Here is a 23,717-nt window from a genome sequence, read left to right as displayed (position 1 = left end):
TCTTCTTCGGGCGGTCTGCAGCACGAAGATTTTTTGTAACCATCACGTCCTTATTGTCATTAACTATAGTACCAATTTGGAAAATTTAGATAAGGACAGATGAAAATGACACTTGAAAAATTTGTGGATGCTCTCCCAATCCCAGATACACTAAAGCCAGTACAGCAATCAAAAGAAAAAACATACTACGAAGTCACCATGGAGGAATGCACTCATCAGCTCCATCGCGATCTCCCTCCAACCCGCCTGTGGGGCTACAACGGCTTATTTCCGGGGCCGACCATTGAGGTTAAAAGAAATGAAAACGTATATGTAAAATGGATGAATAACCTTCCTTCCACGCATTTCCTTCCAATTGATCACACCATTCATCACAGTGACAGCCAGCATGAAGAGCCCGAGGTAAAGACTGTTGTTCATTTACACGGCGGCGTCACGCCAGATGATAGTGACGGGTATCCGGAGGCTTGGTTTTCCAAAGACTTTGAACAAACAGGACCTTATTTCAAAAGAGAGGTTTATCATTATCCAAACCAGCAGCGCGGGGCTATATTGTGGTACCACGATCACGCCATGGCGCTCACCAGGCTAAATGTCTATGCCGGACTTGTCGGTGCTTATATCATTCATGACCCAAAGGAAAAACGCTTAAAACTGCCTTCAGACGAATACGATGTGCCGCTTCTTATCACAGACCGCACGATCAATGAGGACGGTTCTTTGTTTTATCCGAGCGCACCGGAAAACCCTTCTCCGTCACTGCCTAATCCTTCAATCGTTCCGGCTTTTTGCGGAGAAACCATACTCGTCAACGGGAAGGTATGGCCATACTTGGAAGTCGAGCCGAGGAAATACCGATTCCGTGTCATCAACGCCTCCAATACAAGAACCTATAACCTGTCACTCGATAATGGCGGAGAGTTTATTCAGATTGGTTCAGATGGAGGGCTCCTGCCGCGATCTGTTAAACTGAATTCTTTCAGCCTTGCGCCTGCTGAACGTTATGATATCATCATTGACTTCACAGCATATGAAGGAGAATCGATCATTTTGGCAAACAGCGCGGGCTGCGGCGGTGACGTCAATCCTGAAACAGATGCGAATATCATGCAATTCAGAGTCACAAAACCATTGGCACAAAAAGACGAAAGCAGAAAGCCGAAGTACCTCGCCTCATACCCTTCGGTACAGCATGAAAGAATACAAAACATCAGAACGTTAAAACTGGCAGGCACCCAGGACGAATACGGCAGACCCGTCCTTCTGCTTAATAACAAACGCTGGCACGATCCCGTCACAGAAGCACCAAAAGTGGGCACAACTGAAATATGGTCCATTATCAACCCGACACGCGGAACACATCCGATTCACCTGCATCTAGTCTCCTTCCGTGTATTAGACCGGCGGCCGTTTGATATCGCCCGTTATCAAGAAAGCGGGGAATTGTCCTATACCGGTCCGGCTGTCCCGCCGCCGCCAAGTGAAAAGGGCTGGAAAGACACCATTCAAGCGCATGCAGGTGAAGTCCTGAGAATCGCGGCGACATTCGGTCCGTACAGCGGACGATACGTATGGCATTGCCATATTCTAGAGCATGAAGACTATGACATGATGAGACCGATGGATATAACAGATCCCCATAAATAACCCGACAAACTTGCCTCTAGCAGGCAAGTTTTTTCCTTATGAAACCTTTGGCCCTATTTATCGTATTACGTAAAAACAGCAAAAAGGAGCTGCTTTTTATGCTGACACACGACCTACATGAAAAAATAAAGCAATACATTTCCATTTATGCTGAATTAAAATCAAAATTAAAATGGAAAGTTTCACACGATCAGATATTAATGCTCATTTCTTCTGCATATATTGTGAATAAAAGAGAGTTTGATTTTCAGCGCTTTTATGATTTGAGCAGCTATATCAAATCAAACATCGGCAGCTTCTCAACACTCAATTCACACCACCGCTTTACTGTTGCATCTATTCTGGACATTCATTTTCAGCATGAGGCAAAACAAACATTTCATACTTTTATCGATGTATACAATGAAATGGTGAAGCTAGGATATAAGCGGGATATGTTCACATACCTTTCCACTCTGATCTTGCTCACCGGCAAATCTGAAACGACAAACCAAAAAGAACAGATGAACATGGGGCTAGCAGTTTATCAGCAGATGAAGAAAAATCATTATTTCCTCACTTCAACTCAGAATGTTCCGCTCGCCATACTGCTTGGAGAAAACGGAGAAGGTTTGCAGGCGCTACAGAAGGCGGAAACATGCTATCAACTGCTGGCAGCCAACGGCTTTAAAAAAGGACAGTACTTACATCAGGTCAGCCATATTCTGGCCTTGCAAAGTGAAAAAGAGCCCGAAATGCTTGTTTCCGCTTGCAAACAGATATATCAATCGATCACTGAATCTGTCAAAAAAACAAAGGATTATCATTATCCAGACCTTGCTCTCCTCACATTTCTGGAAGAGCCAGATATCAAAACCGTTTTGTGCATCACTGACGAATTAAACCAGGAAAAAGCTTTTAAATGGCAAAAGGAAATGAACTTTAAAATTGCTGTCAGCCTCTATCTCAGTGAGCATATGGAGAAAAATCTGCTGATGGAATCAGGACTATACACCGCTATCGAAACAGTCATTCAAGCGCAGCAGGCAGCCGCGACAGCTGCCATCATCAGCTCAACAGCAGCCAGCCATACTCATGATGGAAACTAAAGGAGGAGAAACATGCCATACATCATATTAGAAGATCAGACACGCCTTTACTATGAAACACACGGGAGCGGGACGCCGATCCTGTTTATACATGGGGTGCTGATGAGCGGACAATTTTTCCACAAACAATTTTCGGCGCTTTCTGCCAATTATCAATGTATTCGTCTTGATCTTAGAGGACACGGCGAATCTGACAAAGTGCTTCACGGCCACACCATTTCCCAATATGCCCGTGACATAAGGGAATTTCTAAATGCAATGGAGCTTGATCATGTCGTTCTTGCCGGCTGGTCAATGGGTGCTTTTGTCGTATGGGATTATCTCAATCAGTTTGGGAATGATAACATTCAAGCCGCTGTGATCATCGATCAATCCGCTTCGGACTATCAATGGGAGGGCTGGGAACATGGTCCATTTGATTTTGACGGCTTAAAAACAGCGATGCACGCCATTCAAACTGACCCGCTGCCTTTCTACGAAAGCTTCATCCAGAATATGTTCGCAGAACCGCCTGCCGAGACCGAAACAGAATGGATGCTGGCAGAAATCCTCAAACAGCCGGCTGCCATTTCTAGCACGATTTTATTTAACCAAACGGCCGCTGATTACCGGGGCACCCTCCAAAACATCAATGTGCCGGCATTGCTGTGCTTCGGGGAAGACAAGAAATTTTTCTCTACAGCAGCTGGGGAACACTTGCGCAGCAATATTCCAAACGCGACACTCGTTACCTTTCCTAAAAGCAGCCATTGCCCGTTTTTAGAAGAGCCAGATGCTTTTAACAGCACACTCCTCTCCTTTTTAGATGGGGTTATTGGAAAGTCATAAAGAAAAAGGAATTAGGAGATTAGGGAAAAGTATGAGACAATAGGAAATGTGCAGTAAAATACATGAGGGAAGAAGTGACTTTATGTCTTACTATAACAAACGAAATCAAGAACCGCTGCCAAAAGAAGATGTGAGTACTTGGGAATGCACAAAAGAAGACTGTAATGGCTGGACCCGAAAAAACTTCGCCAGCAGTGATACGCCATTGTGCCCTTTGTGCGGAAGTAAAATGGTCGACGGCATCCGTTCATTAGTGAATCTCCAAAACAACAGCCAAACGAAAACAAGCTAGTTCTTCCCTATAACAAATGCAGACTCCTGCAAGCAATAAGCAAACAAACCCCGAACGGAGACAAAATTCTATATTTCAGAATAAAAACCTCTCATTGCAAGAGGCCAAATACGAAGAAAGAAGCCCAAAACTGTAAACGTTTAGGGCTTTTTCGTCTGTTTTAATGGTGTAATATGGATATAAGAGGAGCGATAACGTGATCCCAAACCAGCAGCAAAAAGACTTGAAAAAAAGAGCTGCGTTCAAAAAGCTGGATGTTGCAATGAACTTCTATGTTGAACTTCTGTTTTTGTCGGTCCCTCTGATTCATATCTTTAAATGGCTCGGATCATTAGCCCTGCACCTCATCCATTAAAAAAACCACTCAGCCCAAGCCGAGTGGTTTTTATTAGTTAATCACAGAAAAGCTGTTGATGATGCCGTTCGGATTTTCCCATACTTTTTTGAAGGTCTTATTTTCAAGGCTATAGGAATAAATCGTCCGCACCTTAGCTTCACGCCCTGTTTCGTCCTTCAGCTTTTTAGCCCCCTTGGCTTCGGCAAGAAAATAAATGTTCTTCCCATCCTTAGAAAACTGAGGCTGTGCGTCAATTAACAGCTTAAATGATTTTTGATTTGAGATGATGCCTTCATATTTTTTCGTATCCGCATTGAGCATTTGAATAGAAGCGGTTTGCTCCGTTCCTTTTTGCGTATATGATGTGAATAAAATACGTTTATCATCATCAGAAACAGCAATATCGCTGATAAATTGGTTCAGGCTTTTCAGCTCATTAAAATTATTTTGGCGGCCTTCCGCAAAATGAATCGTTGTCGGTTCAGGGTCGATGCCCTTTTCGTTTGCTTCATCTGTTTTCTTGTAGTCTTCTTCTACAGAATAATGAAGCAATGCAAATGAATCGTTTTTTTGGTTATAAAAGAAGCTGCTGACGGTGTTATCCTGATCATTAGCGGCAGGATAAAGATTTTTGTACTTTTTCGTTTTCAGATCAAAAGCGGCGATCCGAAAATTGCTTTCGTCCGCTTTTCCTAAGCGGAAATAGATGGTTGAACGGTCCTTTGATAAAAACAAACTGTCCGCACTCTCCGCGCCTTTATAAAGCACCGTCTTTTTATTAGACTTTAGATCCAGTTTAAAAAGCCTCATTTCATTCTGTTCATTATTGCCCGTATAATAGAGCACCTGCTGTTTTTGATCCAAGGCAAATGCCGGATAGCTGGTCAGCTTCTCCTCATGGATCACCTTGTCATTTTCATAATACTTTGTCAGCAGATCCGTATCTGTAATTGAAACCAGCAGCTCATCACCGCTATCGGTATTGACTGAAACATCAGCAGCCTTCTCATGGCCTTTATCCTTTGCAACATAAAACGCAACCCCCGCGGCAGCTGCCGCTATTATCACTGCTAACAATAATATGATTCTTTTTTTCATCTTTTATCTCCACCAATAGAAAAAGCAAGAATGTCACTTCTTGCTTTCCAGATTATATATGTACACTAATAGCTGTAATGCCCCGCTACTTTACCTTTGCTTAATGGATATCCAAGCGCTTTAAACGCTTTAGGGCTAACATCCAGCACTGCATTAGGCATTCTGCCAACATCATTTTTATAAACCGTAATCACCTTTTTAGGCTTCGCTTTTGCATAAGCTCTGATTTTTGTCCCGTTTCTAGGAACATCAAATCCGATTTTGGTCGCACAATCCCAATGTCCAAGTTTCTTACCTGAAGAGCCTTTTTTCCCGACTCCATTATACCAAGTAATATTTCCGTTCACATGTTTCGCACTGGCATCTGATGAAAAACTAAAAGCTCCCAAAGTACTTCCTACTAAGATAAAAGCGGCTAAAATGACTTTCTTCAACATTTCGTCCCCCTGTTTGTTAACATCTAGGAAGATTATACACGATCAACCAGCTATTTTTTATTTCAATATCCTTACAGTAATGTTACAAAGTCAAAAAAGTTACCTCTGCTAAAATAAACCATGGAAGATTATCCTATTATAATAGCAGTATTAGCGTTATAATTATTGATAGAGTAGTTGTCGCATTCAATATGAACGAACCATTACCGTATTGTTCAAACCAAATTCATAGCTATGTAAACGATTGATACTCTCATATAAAGAAAAAAGAGTGTGCGAGACCCTTTTTTCTTCAAAGTTTCTTTTTTCAAAAAAACGTAGATTATATTATATAAAAATTTCATTTCTTTTTTGGTTTTAAAAATGGCGATTTTGTGAACAGTTCATATTGACCGGTGCGGAATTACTCACATCAAAAGTTATAGGAGTGGTAATCCATGAAGGCAGCAAGATGGCATAACCAAAAGGATATCCGTATTGAACATATCGAAGAGCCAAAAACGGAGCCGGGAAAAGTAAAGATCAAAGTCAAATGGTGCGGCATCTGCGGAAGTGATTTACACGAATATCTGGGCGGCCCGATCTTTATTCCGGTTGACAAACCGCACCCATTAACAAATGAAACGGCACCTGTCACAATGGGGCATGAATTCTCCGGTGAAGTTGTCGAAGTCGGAGAAGGCGTTGAAAATTATAAAGTTGGAGACCGCGTTGTAGTCGAGCCGATTTTTGCTACACACGGCCACCAAGGCGCCTACAACCTTGATGAACAAATGGGATTCCTCGGCTTAGCCGGCGGAGGCGGCGGTTTCTCTGAATACGTCTCTGTGGATGAAGAGCTTTTGTTCAAACTTCCTGATGAATTATCATATGAACAAGGCGCGCTCGTTGAACCTTCTGCAGTTGCTCTATACGCTGTCCGCTCAAGCAAACTCAAAGCAGGCGACAAAGCGGCTGTATTCGGCTGCGGCCCGATCGGACTTCTTGTCATTGAAGCGCTGAAGGCTGCCGGTGCAACTGATATTTACGCTGTTGAGCTTTCTCCTGAACGCCAGCAAAAAGCTGAGGAGCTTGGCGCGATCATCGTTGATCCGTCTAAAACAGACGATGTAGTCGCTGAGATTGCAGAACGTACAGGAGGCGGTGTTGACGTAGCATTCGAAGTCACTGGTGTCCCAGTGGTGTTACGACAAGCCATCCAGTCCACTACAATTGCCGGTGAAACCGTCATCGTCAGCATTTGGGAAAAAGGTGCTGAAATCCATCCGAACGATATCGTAATCAAAGAACGTACAGTAAAAGGAATTATCGGATACCGCGACATCTTCCCGGCTGTATTGTCATTAATGAAAGAAGGCTATTTCTCAGCCGACAAACTCGTAACGAAAAAAATCGTACTAGATGATTTGATCGAGGAAGGCTTCGGGGCTCTTATTAAAGAGAAAAGCCAAGTCAAAATCCTTGTTAGACCTAACTAATTTGAAACCAAAAAGAATCCGCACTCGGGTGCGGATTCTTTTTTAAATTATCCAATCACTTCAGCCCCAGAATCCTTCTTTGCCCCGCTGTGATCATAAGCGCGGAAGTTTTCCTCCAGCTGCTCAAGCGAAAGCCCTTTCGTTTCCGGCAAAAACCTCTTCACAAACAAGACAGAGCAAATTCCTAATCCAACGAAGATAAAGAACGTTGTGGACAGCCCGATAGCTGCCAGCAATATCGGAAACGTGAAACTGACTGCAAAATTCACCATCCACAGACAGAATACCGTAACACCCATTCCCAGTCCGCGAAGGCGAAGCGGGAAAATTTCAGATAGCATCAGCCAAGTCACTGGTGAAATGGCGCCCTGCTGAAAAGCAAGAAATGTGACCGTTAATGACAGGACTACATACGGAAGTGCCGGTGATCCTTCAAGTACAAGTGAGAATATCCCGATTAGCAATAATGCTGTTGTCGTACCGATCAAGCCTGTCATCAGCATCGGCCGGCGCCCCACTCTTCCCAGCAGCCAGATTCCGACGAATGTTGCCAATACCGAAATCACGCCATTCGCAATATTTCCGATTAAAGCGGCTTCCGTTTGGAAACCGGAATTTCTTAGAATTTCAGTCCCATAATACATAATCGAATTCACACCTGTAATTTGCTGTACAATCGCAATCCCTAATCCAATAAACACAATACGGCGCACCCATGGGACTGAAAGATCTTTAAATGTCGCTTTTTCAAGCTGGTCTTCTTTTTTGAAAGCGAATTCAATTTCTTGCAGCTCAGCTGCTGCCCGTTTTTCGTCCCTGATTTTTTTCAATACACGCAAAGCATCTTCTTTTCTTCCTTTAGAAACAAGCCAACGGGGACTCTCGGGCATTCTGATCATGCCGAAAAACAGGAACAAGGCTGGAAGTGACGCAATGACCAGCATAAACCTCCACACATGGGAGTTGTCTCCCATTGTTGTTCCAAGGATCGCATTAAAAACAAAGGCCAAAAGCTGTCCTGATACAATCATCAATTCGTTCTGCGTCACCATCCGTCCCCTGCTTTCCACAGGAGACATCTCTGCTAAATAGGCAGGCACCGTTACGGATGCACCCCCAACCGCAATACCGAGCACAAAACGGGAAATAATCATGACCGTAACATTTGGTGCAAACGTACACCCAATCGTTGAAATAAAAAATATAACAGCGAGGAACAAAATATTTTTGCGGCGGCCGTTAAAATCAGACATCCTGCCGCCAAACACAGCACCCAGTGCCGCTCCAAAAAGAAGTGAACTGGTGACAAGGCCTTCTGTGAAGGCATTGAGATTAAGCTGATCCGGCTCTCCCATATACGGCAAAGCTCCATTGAGCACACCGGTATCATAGCCAAAAAGAAGCCCGCCGAAAGTGGAGACTAAAATAATTGTACGTAAAAATGACATTTGATTTCCTTGTTTATTCATACTGTTTCCCCCAGTCTTTTTCAAAATGCGTATGTCAAAAACTTATTCCAGGGCTGCTGCCTTCCTCACATTTCGTAAGCAGGCTTCAGAAAATAGTTGTTCATGTTTTTATCCAATAACCTCATAACCTTCCCTTCTTCTTAGCATGTCAATCCCTATGGAAGCGATTTCATTTCTCGTTAAAAGAACAATGGTCATTTCTTTGTGCATAACCTCGTTCATTTGGTATTTATTAGTCACTTAATAGTTCAATTGTAGTGATGTTATAGTGACATTTTTGTTATATCTGATATTATCATAATTATAAAAACGCTTTCAGTCAATATAAATTTCTGAAAATTTTTTACTCTATAAAAGGAAAATCACCAATTCAAGGGGAAAATGAACGTTTTTCTTCATGAAAATGTGTGAATCAAGTCAAAAATCTTGTGATTTTCTGTTCATATCGAAAAATGAGTAAGTGTTGGGTAACTCCCACCTATTTTTCTCTGTAAAATCAAACATTCGTTCAATTGTTTCAGACTCAGGATAAAAGGAAATAGAGAAGAAAATAAAAGAAGGCTGACTTAAGGGAGGCAACCAAAATGAATGAGGGTTATATCATTGCAGGCCTTTTATTATTGACAGCGGGGATGATTGATTTTTTATGAACCACGTTATGGTTAGAGAGCGGTGCCGGCCCGATCACAAGATGCCTGTCTGCCTGGCTGTGGAAGGGCTGCCGCAAAATCAGCGGTGACCACGCAAAGGTTCTAAGTATGGCTGGTCCTCTGCTGTTATGCCTGACGTTAGTGATATGGATCAGTCTATTTTGGAGCGGGTGGGTTTTGATTTACTCGAGTGACCCTCACTCACTTATGGAAACTCAATCAAAAGAACCGGCTTCCTGGTCAGACCGAATTTATTTTTCCGGCTATGTCATGTTTACATTAGGAAATGGCGACCTCGCTCCGAACGGAGGCCTATGGAAGCTTGTCACGATTATTGAAACAGCTCAAGGACTGCTTACCATCACATTTTCTGTCACGTATTTGATTTCCGTCTTGAGTGCGGTTAATCAAAAACGCTCCTTTGCCCAAAGTGTATTAAGTCTAGGGCATGACGGAACTGAAATCGTCCATAATGCATGGAATGGCAAAGATTTTCACGATATTGATTTTCTTCTTGTCGCTGCCTCATCAGAACTGGGAAAGCTGACCGCTCAGCATAACGCCTTCCCCATCCTTCATTTTTACCACAGCACGCAGCATCAGGAATCATCCATTATAGCTGTTGCTGTATTGGATGAGGCTCTAACCATTTTCAAATACGGAATTCCTGAACAATATCAGCCGAATCAGCTTCATATCAAAGAAGCGCGCTCAAGTATCAAAAACTATCTGGATACCGTTCATACTGCCTATATCCATCCTGCAGAACAAGCGCCGCCAGAACCAGACATCTCAAAGCTTCAACAATCAGGCATACCGGCTTTATCAAAGCAAACATTTCAAATTGCCGTCAATTCAATAAAGGAACGTCGTCAATTGCTGCTGGGAATTATCCAAGCGGGGGCTCGAAAATGGCCTGTTCAGGAGCAAGCAATAGGTAATGCTTATTCTCCTAAATAAAAAAGTCCCGAGTGCTGATCACTCCGGACTTTTCACTGTATGATTCTTATACAAGCTTCTGGCCGCAATTCGGACAAAAATTGGCTTCGCCCGTTTTTGTTCCGCAGTTTGGACAGAAATTCGGTTTGCTTCCGCTGCCAGTTGACTGTGGGCCTGATGACTGTGCCTGCTGATTCTGATTCATTTGGTTCATCATCTGATTGGCCATATTCATTCCCATCATCATTCCAGCCATATCCGAAGCCGCTCCGCTTCCGCTCATCTTTCCGGATGCCATTCCATCCGTCATTGATATTTGCTGGTATCTGTTCACATCCCCAACCATACCGTAGGAAGCGTTCTTTGTAATCATATCTTGAACCTCTTGAGGATAATTAAAGCTCATGATTTGAAAACCAGTGACCGTCATCCCGTCGCTTATTAATTGCATATCTAAGTCCTCTTGAATTCCCTTGGCAATATCAAAAGCGTTTGCTTGAAGATTAAACATATCTTTCCCTTCTCTTGTGATCCACTTCATGAGAAGCTGATCCAGAATAGAAATGATACGGGTTTTAATATCCTCTACAAAATATTGATCTTTCACGCCAGCGATTTTATCAATCAGGCTGATATAGTCCTGCACCTTGAAATTAAATGTGCCGTTTGCGCGAATGGGCATCCCGCCTGGCATTCCCGCTGCCGGAATATTTATCGCCTGTTTTGTTCCCCATCTTACGGTAAATTCCTTCGTATTGACAAACAGCACCTCAGCTCGCATGCCGCTGTTAAAGCCAAACTTAAAGCCCTTTAACGTTGAAAGGAATGGAATAATTTCTGATTCAATATCATAATCGCCATCATCTTGAAAGACTCCTTCAACCCGCCCATTGTTCAAAAAGACAGCATCCTGTCCGGGACGAATGATTAAACGGCTCCCTTTTTTGATTTCACGATTGTTCCATTTATAAAAAATCATATCATCTCTAAATTCTTCCCACTCTACTACATTCGCTAATTGATTTCTGAAAAACGACATTACGCCTCTCCCTTTCTCTATTTCTTACATTTAAAAACTGCCCCGGCTCCCACTGTATGACGTGCCGCCTTTCGTAACACCGCCATCGCTGCCGCTGTCTTTATCTGATGGTTTTCTTTCTCTTGTTACAGTCGTTCTAATATAAGTGTCGTATTGATCAATCACATCAGACGTACGCTGATCCATATATGTACTTCCATTAACCGTTACTTTGCCGCCTGCATGATAAAGCATGATTGAAACCGCAATTCCCCCGACTGCGATGGCAGCAATCAGCTGAAACCACCATGTAAAGAATATGTTGTCAGGGTTTACTCCCGGTTTTATGCCCATATCTTTATAGGAAAGCTGAATATATGTCTCAAAAGCTTCAAAATAATTTTCATTGGATAAATCAGATGAAATCGTATTTCTGATGCTATTGAGCCTGCTGTTGTCCAAATACTGTTCGGCTTTTTTAAAGCCTGCGATAAACACTTCTCTGTTTGTCATATCAATCGTCAGAATGGCTGTACTGCCTTTTCCGTAACGATCATAAAAATCGCCGGTATAGTCTGCAATATCTTCACCGTTTGTGCTTTTGGTCGTAATAATGATGAAATCAGTGTCCCTCTTTGCACCCAGCTTTGCCGAGAGAGATTCAAGTTTTCCGATCTCCGCTTTTGACAATAGATGAGCGCGATCGTACACATGCTGCTGCAATTCAGAGGCTCTTACCGCTTCGATACCCAGTAAAGGCATCATGATGAAAACAGCCAGCACAACAAAGATCGCTTTCCCAAAAAATCCACGCATCAAAATCCGCCTCCCATCATCAATGAGACGAGCTTCAACGCAAGAAATGTCCCGCCTGCTATTCCGCTAAACCATGCAGCCACTTTTCCTCGACTGATCGGCGGCTTTCCAACAACCTTTCCTGTTTGCCCGTTCATCGCAAAGATATGCTCCGCTCTTTCATAATCGTAACTGACCATCCAAACAGGAAGCAAAACGTAAAAGCTGTTCACGTTTTTCGTGTGAATATGTTTGTCCCTCACATTGACTGACGTATATCCGGAAAAAGTAGAATGGATGTATGAATCTATATAACTGCTTATTTTCTCTTTTGCCCTTGGAAAAAGCTCCTCATCGGTATAATTGTACTTTTCCGCAATATAACCGGCCAAATATGCCGTTTGAAAGTCCTTCAGCTCTTCGTATGAATAAGGCTCCAATTTGTCCATTAATTCGTCTTTCATTTTTTCAGAGGCATCGACAGGGATTTTCAAATAATCGAGATTGATATCACGAAACGCTTCAAAGTGCTCTGTTTCCGTGCAAATATAATCCCCTTCTTCATATTGATGGACTCTGGTACAGTTTGCTCTCACCTGTACTTCACTATTTAAATCAAACATCCAAAACGGAATATACATGCCGGTGATGCTTTTAATGCGATCGGCAGACATGAAACCTCTTGGTGTCAGAAGGCCTTTTTTGCACCACTTTCGAAATGCCTGCTCCGCTTCTTGCTTGCTGATTGTAAATGGAATGACCTTCGCCGGCGCCAAATGTCCTGATAAACGATCGGCAAGTATTGCAGCACCTCCGCAGAAGCTGCACGTCGTTGCTGTCGTTTCAGCTTCCGTGATCAAAATGGCACCGCAGTTTTCACATTGATATTCTTTTGCTTCATCATCAGAAAACCGTGCCGCAATGTTTTCTTTCGGAAGGCTTTCAATATTGTCCTGTCTTCCGCAGCTGCTGCAGGATAACGAGCCGGTTTCACTGTCAAATGCCATATCACTGCCGCAGTTCGGACACTTATAAGATATTATCATTACCGTTCCCTCTCACATCTTATGATAAAATAACGCCGCAGCCGAAAGCTGCGGCCTCCTATGTATTACTTATCGAGCATCATTTTCGCTTTTAACGCCGCAAGTTCATCATCAACCTGGCTTGAACCGCCAGTGTCATACTTTGCAGTCAGATCAGCCATATCATCCTGCGGAGCGCTGTTCAGTTCAGCCATTGCATTGGCCTGATCAAGTGCCTTATTTACTTTGTCCTCCATTCGGCCGAATGCAGACATTGATTGGCTTGTACTTGAAACAGAAGCGCCCAGTTTGTTCATTCTTTCTTGCGTTTTCGCTACTGCCCACTTCGCCTTGATCATATTTTTGCGTGCTTCCAGCTCTCCAATGTCAGATACCAATTTGTCATGCATCTTTCGCATCTGTGCGGCATTGGTTGCAGCAATTTGATTCGCCGCCTGCAGCTCAGAAAGCTTTGATTCCAAAGATGTTTTTCTTTCAAGGAACTTTCTCGCATCGCCCTCATTCCCGGCTTGCAGCGCCTTCATTGCATAGCTTTCCATCTTTTCCATATCCGCCTGGCATTCGTGATATTCTCTTTTTGCTCTCTGCTCCTCGGCCATAACAGCTGCTGTTTCTGCCTTAACCTTAGCCAAATCGCTATTCATGTTTCTTAAATATTGATCTGCCATTTTCTCCGGATTTTCAGCCTTGTCCAATAAAGCATTGATATTCGCAGACATAATATCTTTAAATCTTCCAATTATACTCATCATATCGTTCCTCCTAAAGCTATTCGGTAACCCTTGTTACATATACTATTTATTATCGTTAAAAGTTTCACTTTTTTAATAAAAAATGACATTTCAAACGAAAAATATACAACTTTTTACCTGAACAAAAATGTAAGTAATAAAAAAAGATGCCCCCAAAAGTCCAAAGACTTTCAAGAGACATCTTCAATGATTTACAAAGAAACTTCAATCTCATCCATGCTTGGCAGTGCATCAATCGCTCCAATTTTAGTGCAGACAAGAGCTCCGACCTTATTGGCAAACGCCACAATCTCACGCAGTTTCACAAAATCAGCATCTACAGATTGAATCTGATCCGTGTTTGCCAATTGATATAAAGCCGCACCGACAAAAGCATCTCCCGCCCCTGTTGAGTCAATTGATGTCACAGGAATGCTTGGAATGATTTCACGGTCTTTTCCATTGGAAAGAAGCGTTCCGCTTTTCCCAAGTGTCACAGCGACAATGTTGGCTCCGATCTCATGAAGGATCGCAACTCCCTTTTCATGATCCTTCACACCGCTTATAATCTCAAGCTCCTCGTCACTGACTTTCACAAAATCACTTACAGCGATCGCTTTTTTCGCAACACTTACAAACTCTGAGACTCTTCCCCTCCATAAATCTTCACGGTAGTTAGGGTCAAACGAAATAAACTGTCCATTGTCTTTCGCAATCGACATCAGCCGTAAATAGGCTGAGCAAAACGGATCCGATAACAGTGCCGTCGCAGAGCCGAAATGAAGAATTTTCGCTTCGTTTAGTTTTTCCTGGTCAATATCCTCCAGCGTAAACAAAGCGTCCGCGCCTCTATTAAAAACAAAGTCACGCTCTCCATTTTGTTTTAATGAAACAAAAGCAAGCGTTGTAGGCGCTTTCTCATCCATGACAAGCATTGAGGTATCCACCTGTACAGCGTCCAATGTTTGCTTGAGAAAATACCCAAACGGATCCTTGCCTACTTTTCCGCTGAAAGCGGCGTCTCCGCCCAGCTTGGCAATCGCTGCTGACACATTCGCCGGTGCACCCCCGGCACTTTTCAAGAAATGGCGCCCTTCCTTTAAATCAACGTCGACATCGGTACAAAAGAAATCAATTAACAATTCTCCAATACAAACTACAGAATGACTACGCATATTATCACACTCATTTATAAAGTCTAGATTACAGTCTCAGTATATTACTTTCTGCCATAAATACAACATTGAATATTAAAAATTTTACATATATTTATCTCGCAGACCTTTGCTCCAGCTCAGAGATGATGTGTTTATATCTTTTTTCCGTTAAAGGATAGAAGGCGATAAGAATAATAGAAAGCAAAATGAAAAATCCCGGAATCAAAGCATTCATATTTTTAATCGCATTCAATGACGCAACTGTCTGGTCTGTATTCGCCACATACCCGGCGATTCCTAAATAGATGGCCGAAAATGACCCGGCCAACGCCACACCCAGCTTATTGATAAAGCTCATGCTCGAAATCACCACACCATCCGCGCGAATTCCGGTTTTCCATTCCGCATAATCGACACAATCCGCAACCATTCCCCAAGCAAGCGTATTTAAAGGCGTTGTGAAAAATCCCGAAGCGAAAAGCCAAATGAAAATGAGTGGAATTGAAGAATACGGCGTAAAATGCAGGCCGGCATAAGAAATAAGCGATAGAGCTGCCGTGATGATCATGACTTGTTTTCTGCCCCACTTCTCAGAAAAGAAAGGAATAAACAAATTACTGATCAGCGCTGCCCCGAAAAATAAAACGGTGCCCATAAACACGAACTCTTTATGGTTGACGTTATACGTAAAATAATACACCATCGTGCTGAGCTTAATATTAAACCCGATCGCAAAAGCCAAAAATGATGAAATTAACATAAGCAAGGGTTTGTTTTTGAATAAAACGGATAACGTCTTTTTGATCCCTTGTTTTTTTCTCTTTTTAGGCTGAATTCGCTCCCGTACAGTAAAGAAACTAAATAGATTCAAAACGATGCTGACAGCCGCATAGATGAGCGCCGTCATCTGAAATCCAAACGCCTGATCCTCTCCTCCGATAGCAGTTGCAAGCGGTGTCGCACAGGAAATGGATAAAAGAATGCCGATATACACCAAAATCATCCGGGTTGTGGTTAGAACCGTCCGTTCCTCCACCGAATTCGTCATCCGCCCCGTTAAGCTGTTCACCGGGATCGTTTGCATACTAAAGGACATCCCAAGCAGAATATAAGTGACATACGCATATACCATATTTCCGGTCTCACCGAAATGAGGCGTCGTGAAACATAAGAATGTGAATAGCGCAAAAGGAAATGCCACCCACAGCAAATAGGGCCTTGCTTTTCCCCACCTTGTATTCGTTTTATCTAAAATCAATCCCATGATCGGGTCAAAAATAGCATCCAGCACACGCACAACAAGAAACAAAGTTGCGATCACCGCAGGCTGAATGCCGCCGACGTCTGTATAATAGAATAATAAGTATGCGTTTACAAACTGAAAGATAATATTATACGACATATCGCCGAATCCATAGCCGATTCGTTCAAACCAGGACAGTCCGGTACTCGATTTTGACTGATGCTTCACTTTCATTGCCGTTACTTTTTCTGTTTCAATCATCATTTCCCACCCCAAGAATCCGTTTTCATTTCCAGTAAACAAGAGGGAGAATACGAAGATCCTCCCTGTTCACTCAGCGATTTGGATACACCATCACTTTTAAACATTCATTCTTAAATTGAAGCGCCCGCTCCATCGCATCTTGCGTCTGCTCCAGCGAATATTGGTCCGTTACTAGATGCTTCGTGTCCACAATGCCTGAAGCAAGAAATTCGATTCCCTTTGGATACGTATTGGCATAACGGAAGATCCCGTAAATATCAATCTCATTATCCGCAATAAACGGCACGTTGAGCGGAATCTCGTTCTGTGAAGGCAAACCGACAATCGCCAATTTTCCGCCCCGGCGCACAGAAGCCAGTGCGGATTGCAATGCCGCTGGATTCCCTGCTGTTTCCCAAGCAACATCAACGCCTCTATCATTCGTGATCGTTTTAATCTCTTCAAGTGCATCCTGTTCACGTATATTAATAATGTGAGTCGCTCCCATTTTTTTCGCAGCTTCTAACCGCAGCGGCTCTAAGTCGGTGACAATGATTGTGCCTGCCCCAAATGCTTTAGCTGCGGCAACAGCCATTAACCCAACAGGGCCCATCCCCATAATCGCAATCGTTGATCCGGGCTGTAGCTTCGTTCTGGCCGCCGCATGGATGCCGACAGAAAACGGCTCGATCAAAGCAGCATCTTCATAAGAAAGTGAGTCTGGGATTAAAAAAACAAAGTCCTGACGCATTTTAATATATTGGACAAACGCGCCGTCTACCGGCGGTGTAGCCAAAAACTGTACATCCGGGCAAAGATTATAGCGCCCTTCTTTGCACGCTTCACAGCGTCCGCACGTAACACCCGGCTCTACAGCGACGCGGTCTCCCACCTTGAATTGATCGACAGATGATCCGACAGCGGCAATTTCACCCGCACATTCATGCCCAAGGATAAATGGTTTTTCCACAACATAGTTGCCTATTCGGCCATTTGTATAGTAATGCAGATCAGATCCGCAAATTCCGACAGCCATCACCTTAATCAACACTTCATCATGATTGATATCAGGCACAGGCAATGTTTCAATTTTGATCTCTCTTGTGTTGTGCATAACAGCCGCTTTCATGTTTTGAGGTACTGTGTGAGTCATTTGGCAAGTTCCTTTCTTTAGAAAATAAAATGTAAGTGCATACATTTTTGTTTTCTCTGTTACTGCCCCCATTTTATCTGCTTTTCAACACGTTCAACAGCCTTTCCTGCTGTATAAAAGGACAGCGGCACTGTACTTTTATTTTTTCATATACAAAAAACGCTGGATTGATAAAATAGTACTAATAGGAGGTGCAGGCTTATGGCTGAACTTGAAAACCGAAAACAATTTGCACAACTGCTGGCACCTGGCGTCAAAACGCTAAAACTTCATCCTGATTATAAAATCAGAAGGAAAAAGAATGAAAAAACAGGACAGTCTTACATAGATAAAATCGCACTCCAGCTGGGAGTCTCCCCAAACACGATCAAAAGCTGGATCGGACAGATGGGAGCAAACTACATTCCCGGAAGAATCGACGACGGAAAACTGTTCGGAATGATCTGGATCATTCTCGAAAAGACCGACTTGGATATCGAGTGGTTGACCGACTTGCTGGAAGCCACCACTATCCCAGTCATCAAACCCGCATTGCCTGTATGGGCAGCATCCTGTTTGAAAAAAGCGAAAATACTGCGAAAAGACGGATTATTCGGGGCTCCGAGTGAAGACGAAATTGAAAATGTAGTAAAACGGCTGTTTCATGACAGACCCGGCCATGAAACGAATGCGCTTACAGAACAGCCTATCACTCATAATTTACCCTCACGCTGGTCCGGACGCTTTATCGGACGCAGCTTTGATATGGAAGCGATACGGCAATGGATGCTTTCTCCGTCACCAGTCTGTTTAATCACCGGCTGGGCTGGTATGGGTAAAACCACAATCGCTCTTGAAGCAGCCTATTCCTGTGTCGACGATACTTCAGATTGGCCGGCGTTCAACAGTATCATTTGGGTCAGCGCTGATTGGAAAGGATTGAGCTTTAGCGATTTTTTAAATACGATCGCCTATCAGCTCGGACGCACAGAACAAATCGATAAATCAATCAATGAAAAACGGTTTGTCGTCCGCAATGCGTTAGCCAATTACACTAGTGAAAAACCGATCCTGCTGATCGTTGACAGCATTGATACTGCAGAACGTGACATTCATGAATTTATCACCAGCCTTCCGCAAGGCGTAAAAGTTCTCCTCACAGCGCGGGAAAACGTAAAGCAAACTTATCGGGAAAGCTTCGGAGAAATGACAGCCATTCAGCTAAGCGGTCTTGACCAAACAGATGCCCACGAATTTTTTCAACAAGAAGTGCATCACTGCTTACAAACATGCAACCTCCCACGTAAACGGGAAAAGCTGGAGCAGCTGTTACATCTATCATCTGACCTGAAAAACGAATTCATTTCAGCGACTGCCGGAAACCCGAAAGCCATGGCACTCAGCATTGCCTATATGTCAGACGATGACATCCCCGCTCAGCAGCTGATTCATGAGCTTGGAAAAGCAGGCTACTCACTGCTGGAATTGTTTGAATTCCTCTTTGGCCGCACCTGGGATAGATGCAATGAAGATACGCGAAAGCTCTGGCAGACGCTTTGCTTTTTCAGCAAGCCGCCTGATGAAAAAAGCCTGGCGGCAGCAGCCGGATTAGACGCCCGCCGTTTTCATTACGCTATGGAACAAATGCGGTCATATGCGCTGATTCAGCCGGAACGAAGCCAAGGCAGGACACAATACTTAGCGCACCAAACCGTTGTCGCTTACGGAGAACAGCACTTGTCCGAACAGCACGAATATGAAAAAGAAGCCCGCAATCGCTGGGCGCACTATTATATTGATTATGCCGAAACCCATTTAAAGCGGGAACAGCCCAACTCTATCTATTGGAGCTACCTGCTGGGACGGAACTTAGATCAAATGAAACAAGAATGGCCAAACATCTTAAAGGTCATCCAATGGGCAAGTGAAACTGAACAAAAAGAAATCCTAATCGAACTCATCACCCGCATTAGCCATTTTCTAAGCAGAATCAACCTGCCCCTGCGAATCGAATACGGACGCAAAGCGGCCGACGCCGCCCATCACTTAGGCCAACACACACGAGAAGCGTACTTCCGAATCGACACCTCAGGCTGGGCATTGATGGAAGTCAATGATTTAGACGGAGCGCTTCAGCAAATAGAAGCCGGGCTGAAGATTCTTGAACAATCAGACGCTCACGATGCCTATGATCTAAAGGTTTGGGGACATGCACTCAAAGCAAGGCTGTTTTTAAAAGACGGGCAACAGGAAAAAGCAGAGACAATTTTAAACGAAATCGAAAATCAACCGATTTCCCCTACCATTCAACACAGAGTTCTATTGGTTCGCGGTGACTTAAGCTTTGCGAGAGGTTATCATGTAGAAGCCATTCAATTATACGAAGCGGCAAATGAAATCAGCTCCACATACGGCGGCGAAAAAACGATAGAAGCCTATTTCAATCTGGGTGTCGCTTACGTGAAATGTGATCAGTTTGAAAAAGCGGAAGAAGCCTTTGAGCAAATGCTCTATGACAAACATAACGCCAATCAAGTTGAACTGATCTACTATCACTACGGAATGGCGCAGCTGTTGTATCGTAAAGGAGAGAAAACGAAAGCGGTGGAATCTAATCAGAAGGCGATTCGTTTGATTGATTCGTGGGAGCCTGCGATTGGGATTCGGGGAGAGGTTGAACGATTAGCAAGGGCAACTAAAGAAAACGAGTAGTACGTAGTTCTGTCAGCAATCTCACTCAATTTCTTTATTATAAATAGGAAAGGCCAACTGAAGTCGCAGTTGGCCTTTCGTTTCTTATTAAAGTCTACAAATGTATCAAACCAGTTTTTCTCGTATAAAGGAAAGCGTATCATTTGCCAGCTTTTTGCGACAAAGAACAATACCGGAATGACCACAATTGTAGACATATCTTGTAGGTCTCCCCCAACTTTCCCATAAATAATCTGCATCTTTCAAGTCAATATATTGATCATGTTTAGCAGAAATCAGCAGTACGTTATCTTTATTAACTTTCGGCAAGGCTTGACTAGGATCTGTGATATTCCAATATTTTGTTAAATCTTCATAGGTCACACCATTTTGTTCTAATTCTTCTCTTATGAATTTACCTGGGATCGTGTTCCATATTGAATAAGAAAGGCGATTGGCATAAAAGATTGATACCACTACATCAATTTGGGATTCTAGGGTTGCAATTAGATTAGTAACCCATCCCCCTAAGCTTACCCCCACTATGATAACAGGGCCTTTTTTATTTGCTTTTATCCAGTGAATTAATGCCCGTAAATCGACAATGGCCTGTCTTGTCGACTCAATTGTACGATCAATATTTGCACTAATCATCAACTCGCCACTATACAGTGAATTTTCCGGTTCTCTTTCAAAATGGTATGGAAGAGAATAATAATACATATTCCAGCCTAAATCGTTCATTATACGTTTATGAAATATTTTTTTGATTCTATCGAACGAATCCATGCGCCAGCCGTGTACAAAGATGACATTGGGTTGATCTATATCATTTTTATGTAAAAAAACCTCCCCTTTTAAAGTATCATTAACAGGATTCCCAGTTTGAATTAAGGATTCATAACGAAATGTTCCAACCCTATAATTTTTTTTAGATTCATTCAAGTCAATTGAAACATCAGCTATATTTGCACTGTAAAATTCCTCTCTATCATCGATATCGGCTGCAATAGCAGCAGAAAAATGTTTATCTTTGCTTCTTTTTCTGTGTAAATCATATAAAGCCAAGCGATCTATCATTTCTGAAAAATGCACTATTAAGTCCTCCTTGGTAATCATAAAAAACTAATATTAGATTTAATAATTGGAATGTCGGTCTCCATAGAGTAGGGATCAATATTATCAAGATGTTGGTGGAAGAACCTAACTACATCGCCAGTGAATTTACATACATCGTCTTAGTAGCTAAAAAGCAGCACAAATAGACATTTTAATAGGATTTCTTTTGACAACGTTTTCCTTGGGGAAACGTCTAAGAGTGTTGGTGACACTATTTATTTAGATAACTGGGGCTTTTTTATCTTATGAGAGGATACCATCTCCTGTCTGCAATAGGGAGAGAAGTAACAGAGGATTTGCACGAATAATTTTTAAACCCTTTTTATAATCATAACAGAAATGCAGTTTACTGAAGTTACAGTAAGCCGTTTGTTAAAGGTAAACAGGAATCTGAGCCTGTGGAATTTTGTATTTTGGTCAATTGAATAGTTCATATCGGGATTATCAAAACTATTGAAAATCGATATAGAACAGTGCTGAAAAAATCAAACTACGAAAGACAGAAAAAAGAAGCTTCTCACAAGTTCGGTGAACTCATGAGAAGCCTCGAAATTTACAAATGGCATCAAAAGGGCATCAAAAATGACGTCCATTGCCGACAAACCTTTGTAAATCAAGGTTTTTTTGTCGGTTTTACATCATTCCACCCATACCGCCCATGCCGCCCATGTCAGGCATTCCGCCGCCAGCGTTTTCTTCTGGCTTGTCAGCGACAACGGCTTCAGTTGTTAAGAACATTGCAGCTACAGACGCAGCGTTTTGAAGAGCTGAGCGTGTAACTTTCGTTGGGTCAACGATACCTTTTTCGATCATGTTTACCCATTCGCCAGTTGCAGCGTTGAAGCCTACGCCGATTTCTTCGTTTTTGAGGCGTTCAACGATGACAGATCCTTCAAGACCAGCATTGTGTGCGATTTGACGGATTGGCTCTTCAAGCGCGCGAAGCACGATGTTGATACCTGTTTGAGCATCGCCTTCAGCTTCAACTGCAGCGACTTTATTATATACGTTTACAAGCGCTGTACCACCACCGGATACGATGCCTTCTTCAACAGCTGCGCGAGTTGAGTTCAGGGCGTCTTCGATGCGAAGTTTACGCTCTTTCAGTTCAGTTTCAGTCGCAGCGCCGACTTTGATGACAGCTACGCCGCCAGCAAGTTTAGCAAGACGCTCTTGTAATTTTTCTCTGTCGAATTCAGAAGTTGTTTCTTCCACTTGAGCGCGGATTTGAGTCACGCGGGCAGAAATTTTGTCTGTTTCGCCAGCGCCTTCAACGATTGTTGTGTTTTCTTTAGTAACGACAACTTTAGAAGCGCGTCCCAATTGAGCGATTTGAGTAGATTTCAGGTCAAGGCCAAGATCTTCTGTGATGACTTCTCCGCCAGTAAGGACAGCGATGTCTTCAAGCATTGCTTTACGGCGGTCACCGAAGCCAGGAGCTTTAACAGCAACTGCGTTGAATGTGCCGCGAAGTTTGTTCACAACAAGTGTTGCAAGTGCTTCGCCTTCAACATCCTCAGCGATCAGAAGCAATGGTTTGCCTTGCTGAACAACCTGCTCAAGCACAGGAAGGATTTCTTGAATGTTTGTGATTTTTTTGTCTGTGATTAAGATGTAAGGATTGTCAAGAACCGCTTCCATCTTATCAGAGTCAGTTACCATGTAAGGAGACGCATATCCGCGGTCGAATTGCATACCTTCAACAACTTCAAGCTCAGTTGTGAAGCCTTTAGACTCTTCGATTGTGATAACGCCGTCGTTTCCTACGCGCTCCATTGCTTCAGCGATAAGGCTTCCGACTTCCTCATCAGCAGCAGAGATCGCAGCAACCTGAGCGATAGACTCTTTGCCTTCGATTGGCTTAGAAATTTCTTTTAAGTTTTCGATCGCAACCGCTACAGCTTGTTCCATCCCTTTACGCACGCCTACAGGGTTAGCGCCTGCTGTTACGTTTTTAAGGCCTTCACGGATCATTGCTTGCGCAAGAACTGTTGCAGTTGTTGTACCGTCACCTGCAACGTCGTTTGTTTTGCTGGCTACTTCAGCAACAAGCTTAGCACCCATGTTTTCAAACGCGTCTTCTAGCTCGATTTCTTTAGCGATTGTTACACCGTCATTTGTGATTAACGGAGAACCGAATTTTTTCTCTAGAACCACGTTGCGTCCTTTTGGTCCTAAAGTTACTTTAACAGCATCAGCAAGTGCATCGACACCGCGAAGCATTGCGCGGCGAGCTTCTTCACTAAACTTAATTTCTTTTGCCATGTTTACAAGACCTC

19 protein-coding genes and 1 pseudogene are annotated in these 23,717 nt (G+C 43.0%); 8 read left to right on the top strand and 12 right to left on the bottom strand.

Going from position 1 to position 23,717, the window contains the following annotated elements:
- Positions 1-105 precede the first annotated feature (105 nt).
- From cotA to MHB62_RS03355, 5 genes are all read left to right on the top strand, one after another.
- On the top strand, positions 106-1,647 hold the full coding sequence (cotA, locus tag MHB62_RS03375) for an outer spore coat copper-dependent laccase CotA (protein ID WP_014479048.1): 1,542 nt from the start codon (positions 106-108) through the stop codon (positions 1,645-1,647).
- A gap of 98 nt (positions 1,648-1,745) precedes the next feature.
- Complete coding sequence (locus MHB62_RS03370; RefSeq protein ID WP_032723013.1) at positions 1,746-2,735, top strand: DUF4003 domain-containing protein; 990 nt, start codon at positions 1,746-1,748, stop codon at positions 2,733-2,735.
- A gap of 12 nt (positions 2,736-2,747) precedes the next feature.
- The gene (locus MHB62_RS03365) at positions 2,748-3,563 is read left to right on the top strand and encodes an alpha/beta fold hydrolase (protein ID WP_032722968.1); all 816 of its coding nucleotides are present in this window, start codon (positions 2,748-2,750) and stop codon (positions 3,561-3,563) included.
- An 82-nt stretch (positions 3,564-3,645) separates the two neighbouring features.
- A complete protein-coding gene (locus MHB62_RS03360) occupies positions 3,646-3,855 on the top strand; it encodes a cold-shock protein (RefSeq protein WP_003234008.1) in 210 nt (69 codons plus the stop codon).
- A 196-nt stretch (positions 3,856-4,051) separates the two neighbouring features.
- The gene (locus tag MHB62_RS03355; RefSeq protein WP_003234009.1) at positions 4,052-4,210 is read left to right on the top strand and encodes a hypothetical protein; all 159 of its coding nucleotides are present in this window, start codon (positions 4,052-4,054) and stop codon (positions 4,208-4,210) included.
- A gap of 33 nt (positions 4,211-4,243) precedes the next feature.
- Here the strand turns inward: MHB62_RS03355 and MHB62_RS03350 are convergent, their stop codons facing one another.
- Positions 4,244-5,290, bottom strand: a complete 1,047-nt coding sequence (locus tag MHB62_RS03350; RefSeq protein ID WP_032722967.1) for a PD40 domain-containing protein — start codon at positions 5,288-5,290, stop codon at positions 4,244-4,246.
- Positions 5,291-5,355: 65 nt separating this feature from the next.
- On the bottom strand, positions 5,356-5,727 hold the full coding sequence (gene walM / locus MHB62_RS03345; RefSeq protein WP_003234013.1) for a cell wall metabolism protein WalM: 372 nt from the start codon (positions 5,725-5,727) through the stop codon (positions 5,356-5,358).
- Positions 5,728-6,164: 437 nt separating this feature from the next.
- On the opposite strand from walM, the gene bdhA reads away from it, so the two are divergent.
- Positions 6,165-7,205 carry a (R,R)-butanediol dehydrogenase gene (gene bdhA, locus MHB62_RS03340; protein ID WP_003234015.1) on the top strand — a complete coding sequence of 347 codons (1,041 nt, stop codon included), beginning with the start codon at positions 6,165-6,167 and terminating at the stop codon, positions 7,203-7,205.
- Positions 7,206-7,252: 47 nt separating this feature from the next.
- Here the strand turns inward: bdhA and iolT are convergent, their stop codons facing one another.
- The gene (gene iolT / locus MHB62_RS03335) at positions 7,253-8,674 is read right to left on the bottom strand and encodes a myo-inositol transporter IolT (protein WP_003234027.1); all 1,422 of its coding nucleotides are present in this window, start codon (positions 8,672-8,674) and stop codon (positions 7,253-7,255) included.
- Between the two features lie 584 nt (positions 8,675-9,258).
- On the opposite strand from iolT, the pseudogene MHB62_RS03330 reads away from it, so the two are divergent.
- Positions 9,259-10,284 (top strand): annotated as a pseudogene (locus MHB62_RS03330) (potassium channel family protein).
- A gap of 46 nt (positions 10,285-10,330) precedes the next feature.
- Here the strand turns inward: MHB62_RS03330 and MHB62_RS03325 are convergent.
- The 7 genes from MHB62_RS03325 to gutB form a co-directional block, all read right to left on the bottom strand.
- Complete coding sequence (locus MHB62_RS03325) at positions 10,331-11,302, bottom strand: SPFH domain-containing protein (protein ID WP_003244029.1); 972 nt, start codon at positions 11,300-11,302, stop codon at positions 10,331-10,333.
- Positions 11,303-11,332: 30 nt separating this feature from the next.
- Entirely contained in the window at positions 11,333-12,097 is a 765-nt protein-coding gene (locus MHB62_RS03320; protein ID WP_003242723.1) for a YgcG family protein, read from the bottom strand.
- Complete coding sequence (locus tag MHB62_RS03315) at positions 12,097-13,122, bottom strand: TFIIB-type zinc ribbon-containing protein (RefSeq protein WP_015252671.1); 1,026 nt, start codon at positions 13,120-13,122, stop codon at positions 12,097-12,099. The genes MHB62_RS03320 and MHB62_RS03315 overlap by 1 nt, the downstream gene beginning before the upstream one ends.
- Positions 13,123-13,187: 65 nt before the next feature.
- A complete protein-coding gene (locus tag MHB62_RS03310) occupies positions 13,188-13,871 on the bottom strand; it encodes a PspA/IM30 family protein (protein WP_015715426.1) in 684 nt (227 codons plus the stop codon).
- A gap of 194 nt (positions 13,872-14,065) precedes the next feature.
- Positions 14,066-15,028, bottom strand: coding sequence for a carbohydrate kinase (locus MHB62_RS03305; RefSeq protein ID WP_029726586.1), 963 nt, complete (start codon positions 15,026-15,028; stop codon positions 14,066-14,068).
- 94 nt (positions 15,029-15,122) lie between these two features.
- The gene (locus MHB62_RS03300; RefSeq protein WP_032722966.1) at positions 15,123-16,514 is read right to left on the bottom strand and encodes an MFS transporter; all 1,392 of its coding nucleotides are present in this window, start codon (positions 16,512-16,514) and stop codon (positions 15,123-15,125) included.
- Between the two features lie 73 nt (positions 16,515-16,587).
- Complete coding sequence (gene gutB / locus MHB62_RS03295) at positions 16,588-17,649, bottom strand: sorbitol dehydrogenase (RefSeq protein ID WP_015715423.1); 1,062 nt, start codon at positions 17,647-17,649, stop codon at positions 16,588-16,590.
- Positions 17,650-17,850: 201 nt separating this feature from the next.
- On the opposite strand from gutB, the gene gutR reads away from it, so the two are divergent.
- Positions 17,851-20,340 (top strand): glucitol operon transcriptional regulator GutR, encoded by a 2,490-nt coding sequence (gene gutR, locus MHB62_RS03290; protein ID WP_032722965.1) that lies wholly within the window; start codon positions 17,851-17,853, stop codon positions 20,338-20,340.
- Between the two features lie 105 nt (positions 20,341-20,445).
- On the opposite strand, the gene MHB62_RS03285 is transcribed toward gutR, so the two are convergent.
- Together MHB62_RS03285 and groL are read right to left on the bottom strand one after the other, a co-directional pair.
- Complete coding sequence (locus MHB62_RS03285; protein WP_032722964.1) at positions 20,446-21,414, bottom strand: alpha/beta hydrolase; 969 nt, start codon at positions 21,412-21,414, stop codon at positions 20,446-20,448.
- A 657-nt stretch (positions 21,415-22,071) separates the two neighbouring features.
- Positions 22,072-23,703 (bottom strand): chaperonin GroEL, encoded by a 1,632-nt coding sequence (gene groL, locus MHB62_RS03280; RefSeq protein ID WP_003234067.1) that lies wholly within the window; start codon positions 23,701-23,703, stop codon positions 22,072-22,074.
- Between the last annotated feature and the right edge of the window lie 14 nt (positions 23,704-23,717).

This window comes from Bacillus sp. FSL K6-0255 (assembly GCF_045040725.1).
GTDB lineage: Bacteria > Bacillota > Bacilli > Bacillales > Bacillaceae > Bacillus > Bacillus subtilis.
Note: the sequence above shows the minus strand (reverse complement) of the source record. Positions and strands in the feature narration are given on the sequence as shown.

Bases quoted from the DNA above. Each gene is read 5' to 3' on its own strand.
- cotA (WP_014479048.1), top strand. From the start codon at position 106: ATGACACTTGAAAAATTTGTGGATGCTCTCCCAATCCCAGATACACTA.
- MHB62_RS03370 (WP_032723013.1), top strand. From the start codon at position 1,746: ATGCTGACACACGACCTACATGAAAAAATAAAGCAATACATTTCCATT.
- MHB62_RS03365 (WP_032722968.1), top strand. From the start codon at position 2,748: ATGCCATACATCATATTAGAAGATCAGACACGCCTTTACTATGAAACA.
- MHB62_RS03360 (WP_003234008.1), top strand. From the start codon at position 3,646: ATGTCTTACTATAACAAACGAAATCAAGAACCGCTGCCAAAAGAAGAT.
- MHB62_RS03350 (WP_032722967.1), bottom strand. From the start codon at position 5,290: ATGAAAAAAAGAATCATATTATTGTTAGCAGTGATAATAGCGGCAGCT.
- walM (WP_003234013.1), bottom strand. From the start codon at position 5,727: ATGTTGAAGAAAGTCATTTTAGCCGCTTTTATCTTAGTAGGAAGTACT.
- bdhA (WP_003234015.1), top strand. From the start codon at position 6,165: ATGAAGGCAGCAAGATGGCATAACCAAAAGGATATCCGTATTGAACAT.
- iolT (WP_003234027.1), bottom strand. From the start codon at position 8,674: ATGAATAAACAAGGAAATCAAATGTCATTTTTACGTACAATTATTTTA.
- MHB62_RS03325 (WP_003244029.1), bottom strand. From the start codon at position 11,302: ATGTCGTTTTTCAGAAATCAATTAGCGAATGTAGTAGAGTGGGAAGAA.
- MHB62_RS03320 (WP_003242723.1), bottom strand. From the start codon at position 12,097: ATGCGTGGATTTTTTGGGAAAGCGATCTTTGTTGTGCTGGCTGTTTTC.
- MHB62_RS03315 (WP_015252671.1), bottom strand. From the start codon at position 13,122: ATGATAATATCTTATAAGTGTCCGAACTGCGGCAGTGATATGGCATTT.
- MHB62_RS03310 (WP_015715426.1), bottom strand. From the start codon at position 13,871: ATGAGTATAATTGGAAGATTTAAAGATATTATGTCTGCGAATATCAAT.
- MHB62_RS03305 (WP_029726586.1), bottom strand. From the start codon at position 15,028: ATGCGTAGTCATTCTGTAGTTTGTATTGGAGAATTGTTAATTGATTTC.
- MHB62_RS03300 (WP_032722966.1), bottom strand. From the start codon at position 16,514: ATGATTGAAACAGAAAAAGTAACGGCAATGAAAGTGAAGCATCAGTCA.
- gutB (WP_015715423.1), bottom strand. From the start codon at position 17,649: ATGACTCACACAGTACCTCAAAACATGAAAGCGGCTGTTATGCACAAC.
- gutR (WP_032722965.1), top strand. From the start codon at position 17,851: ATGGCTGAACTTGAAAACCGAAAACAATTTGCACAACTGCTGGCACCT.
- groL (WP_003234067.1), bottom strand. From the start codon at position 23,703: ATGGCAAAAGAAATTAAGTTTAGTGAAGAAGCTCGCCGCGCAATGCTT.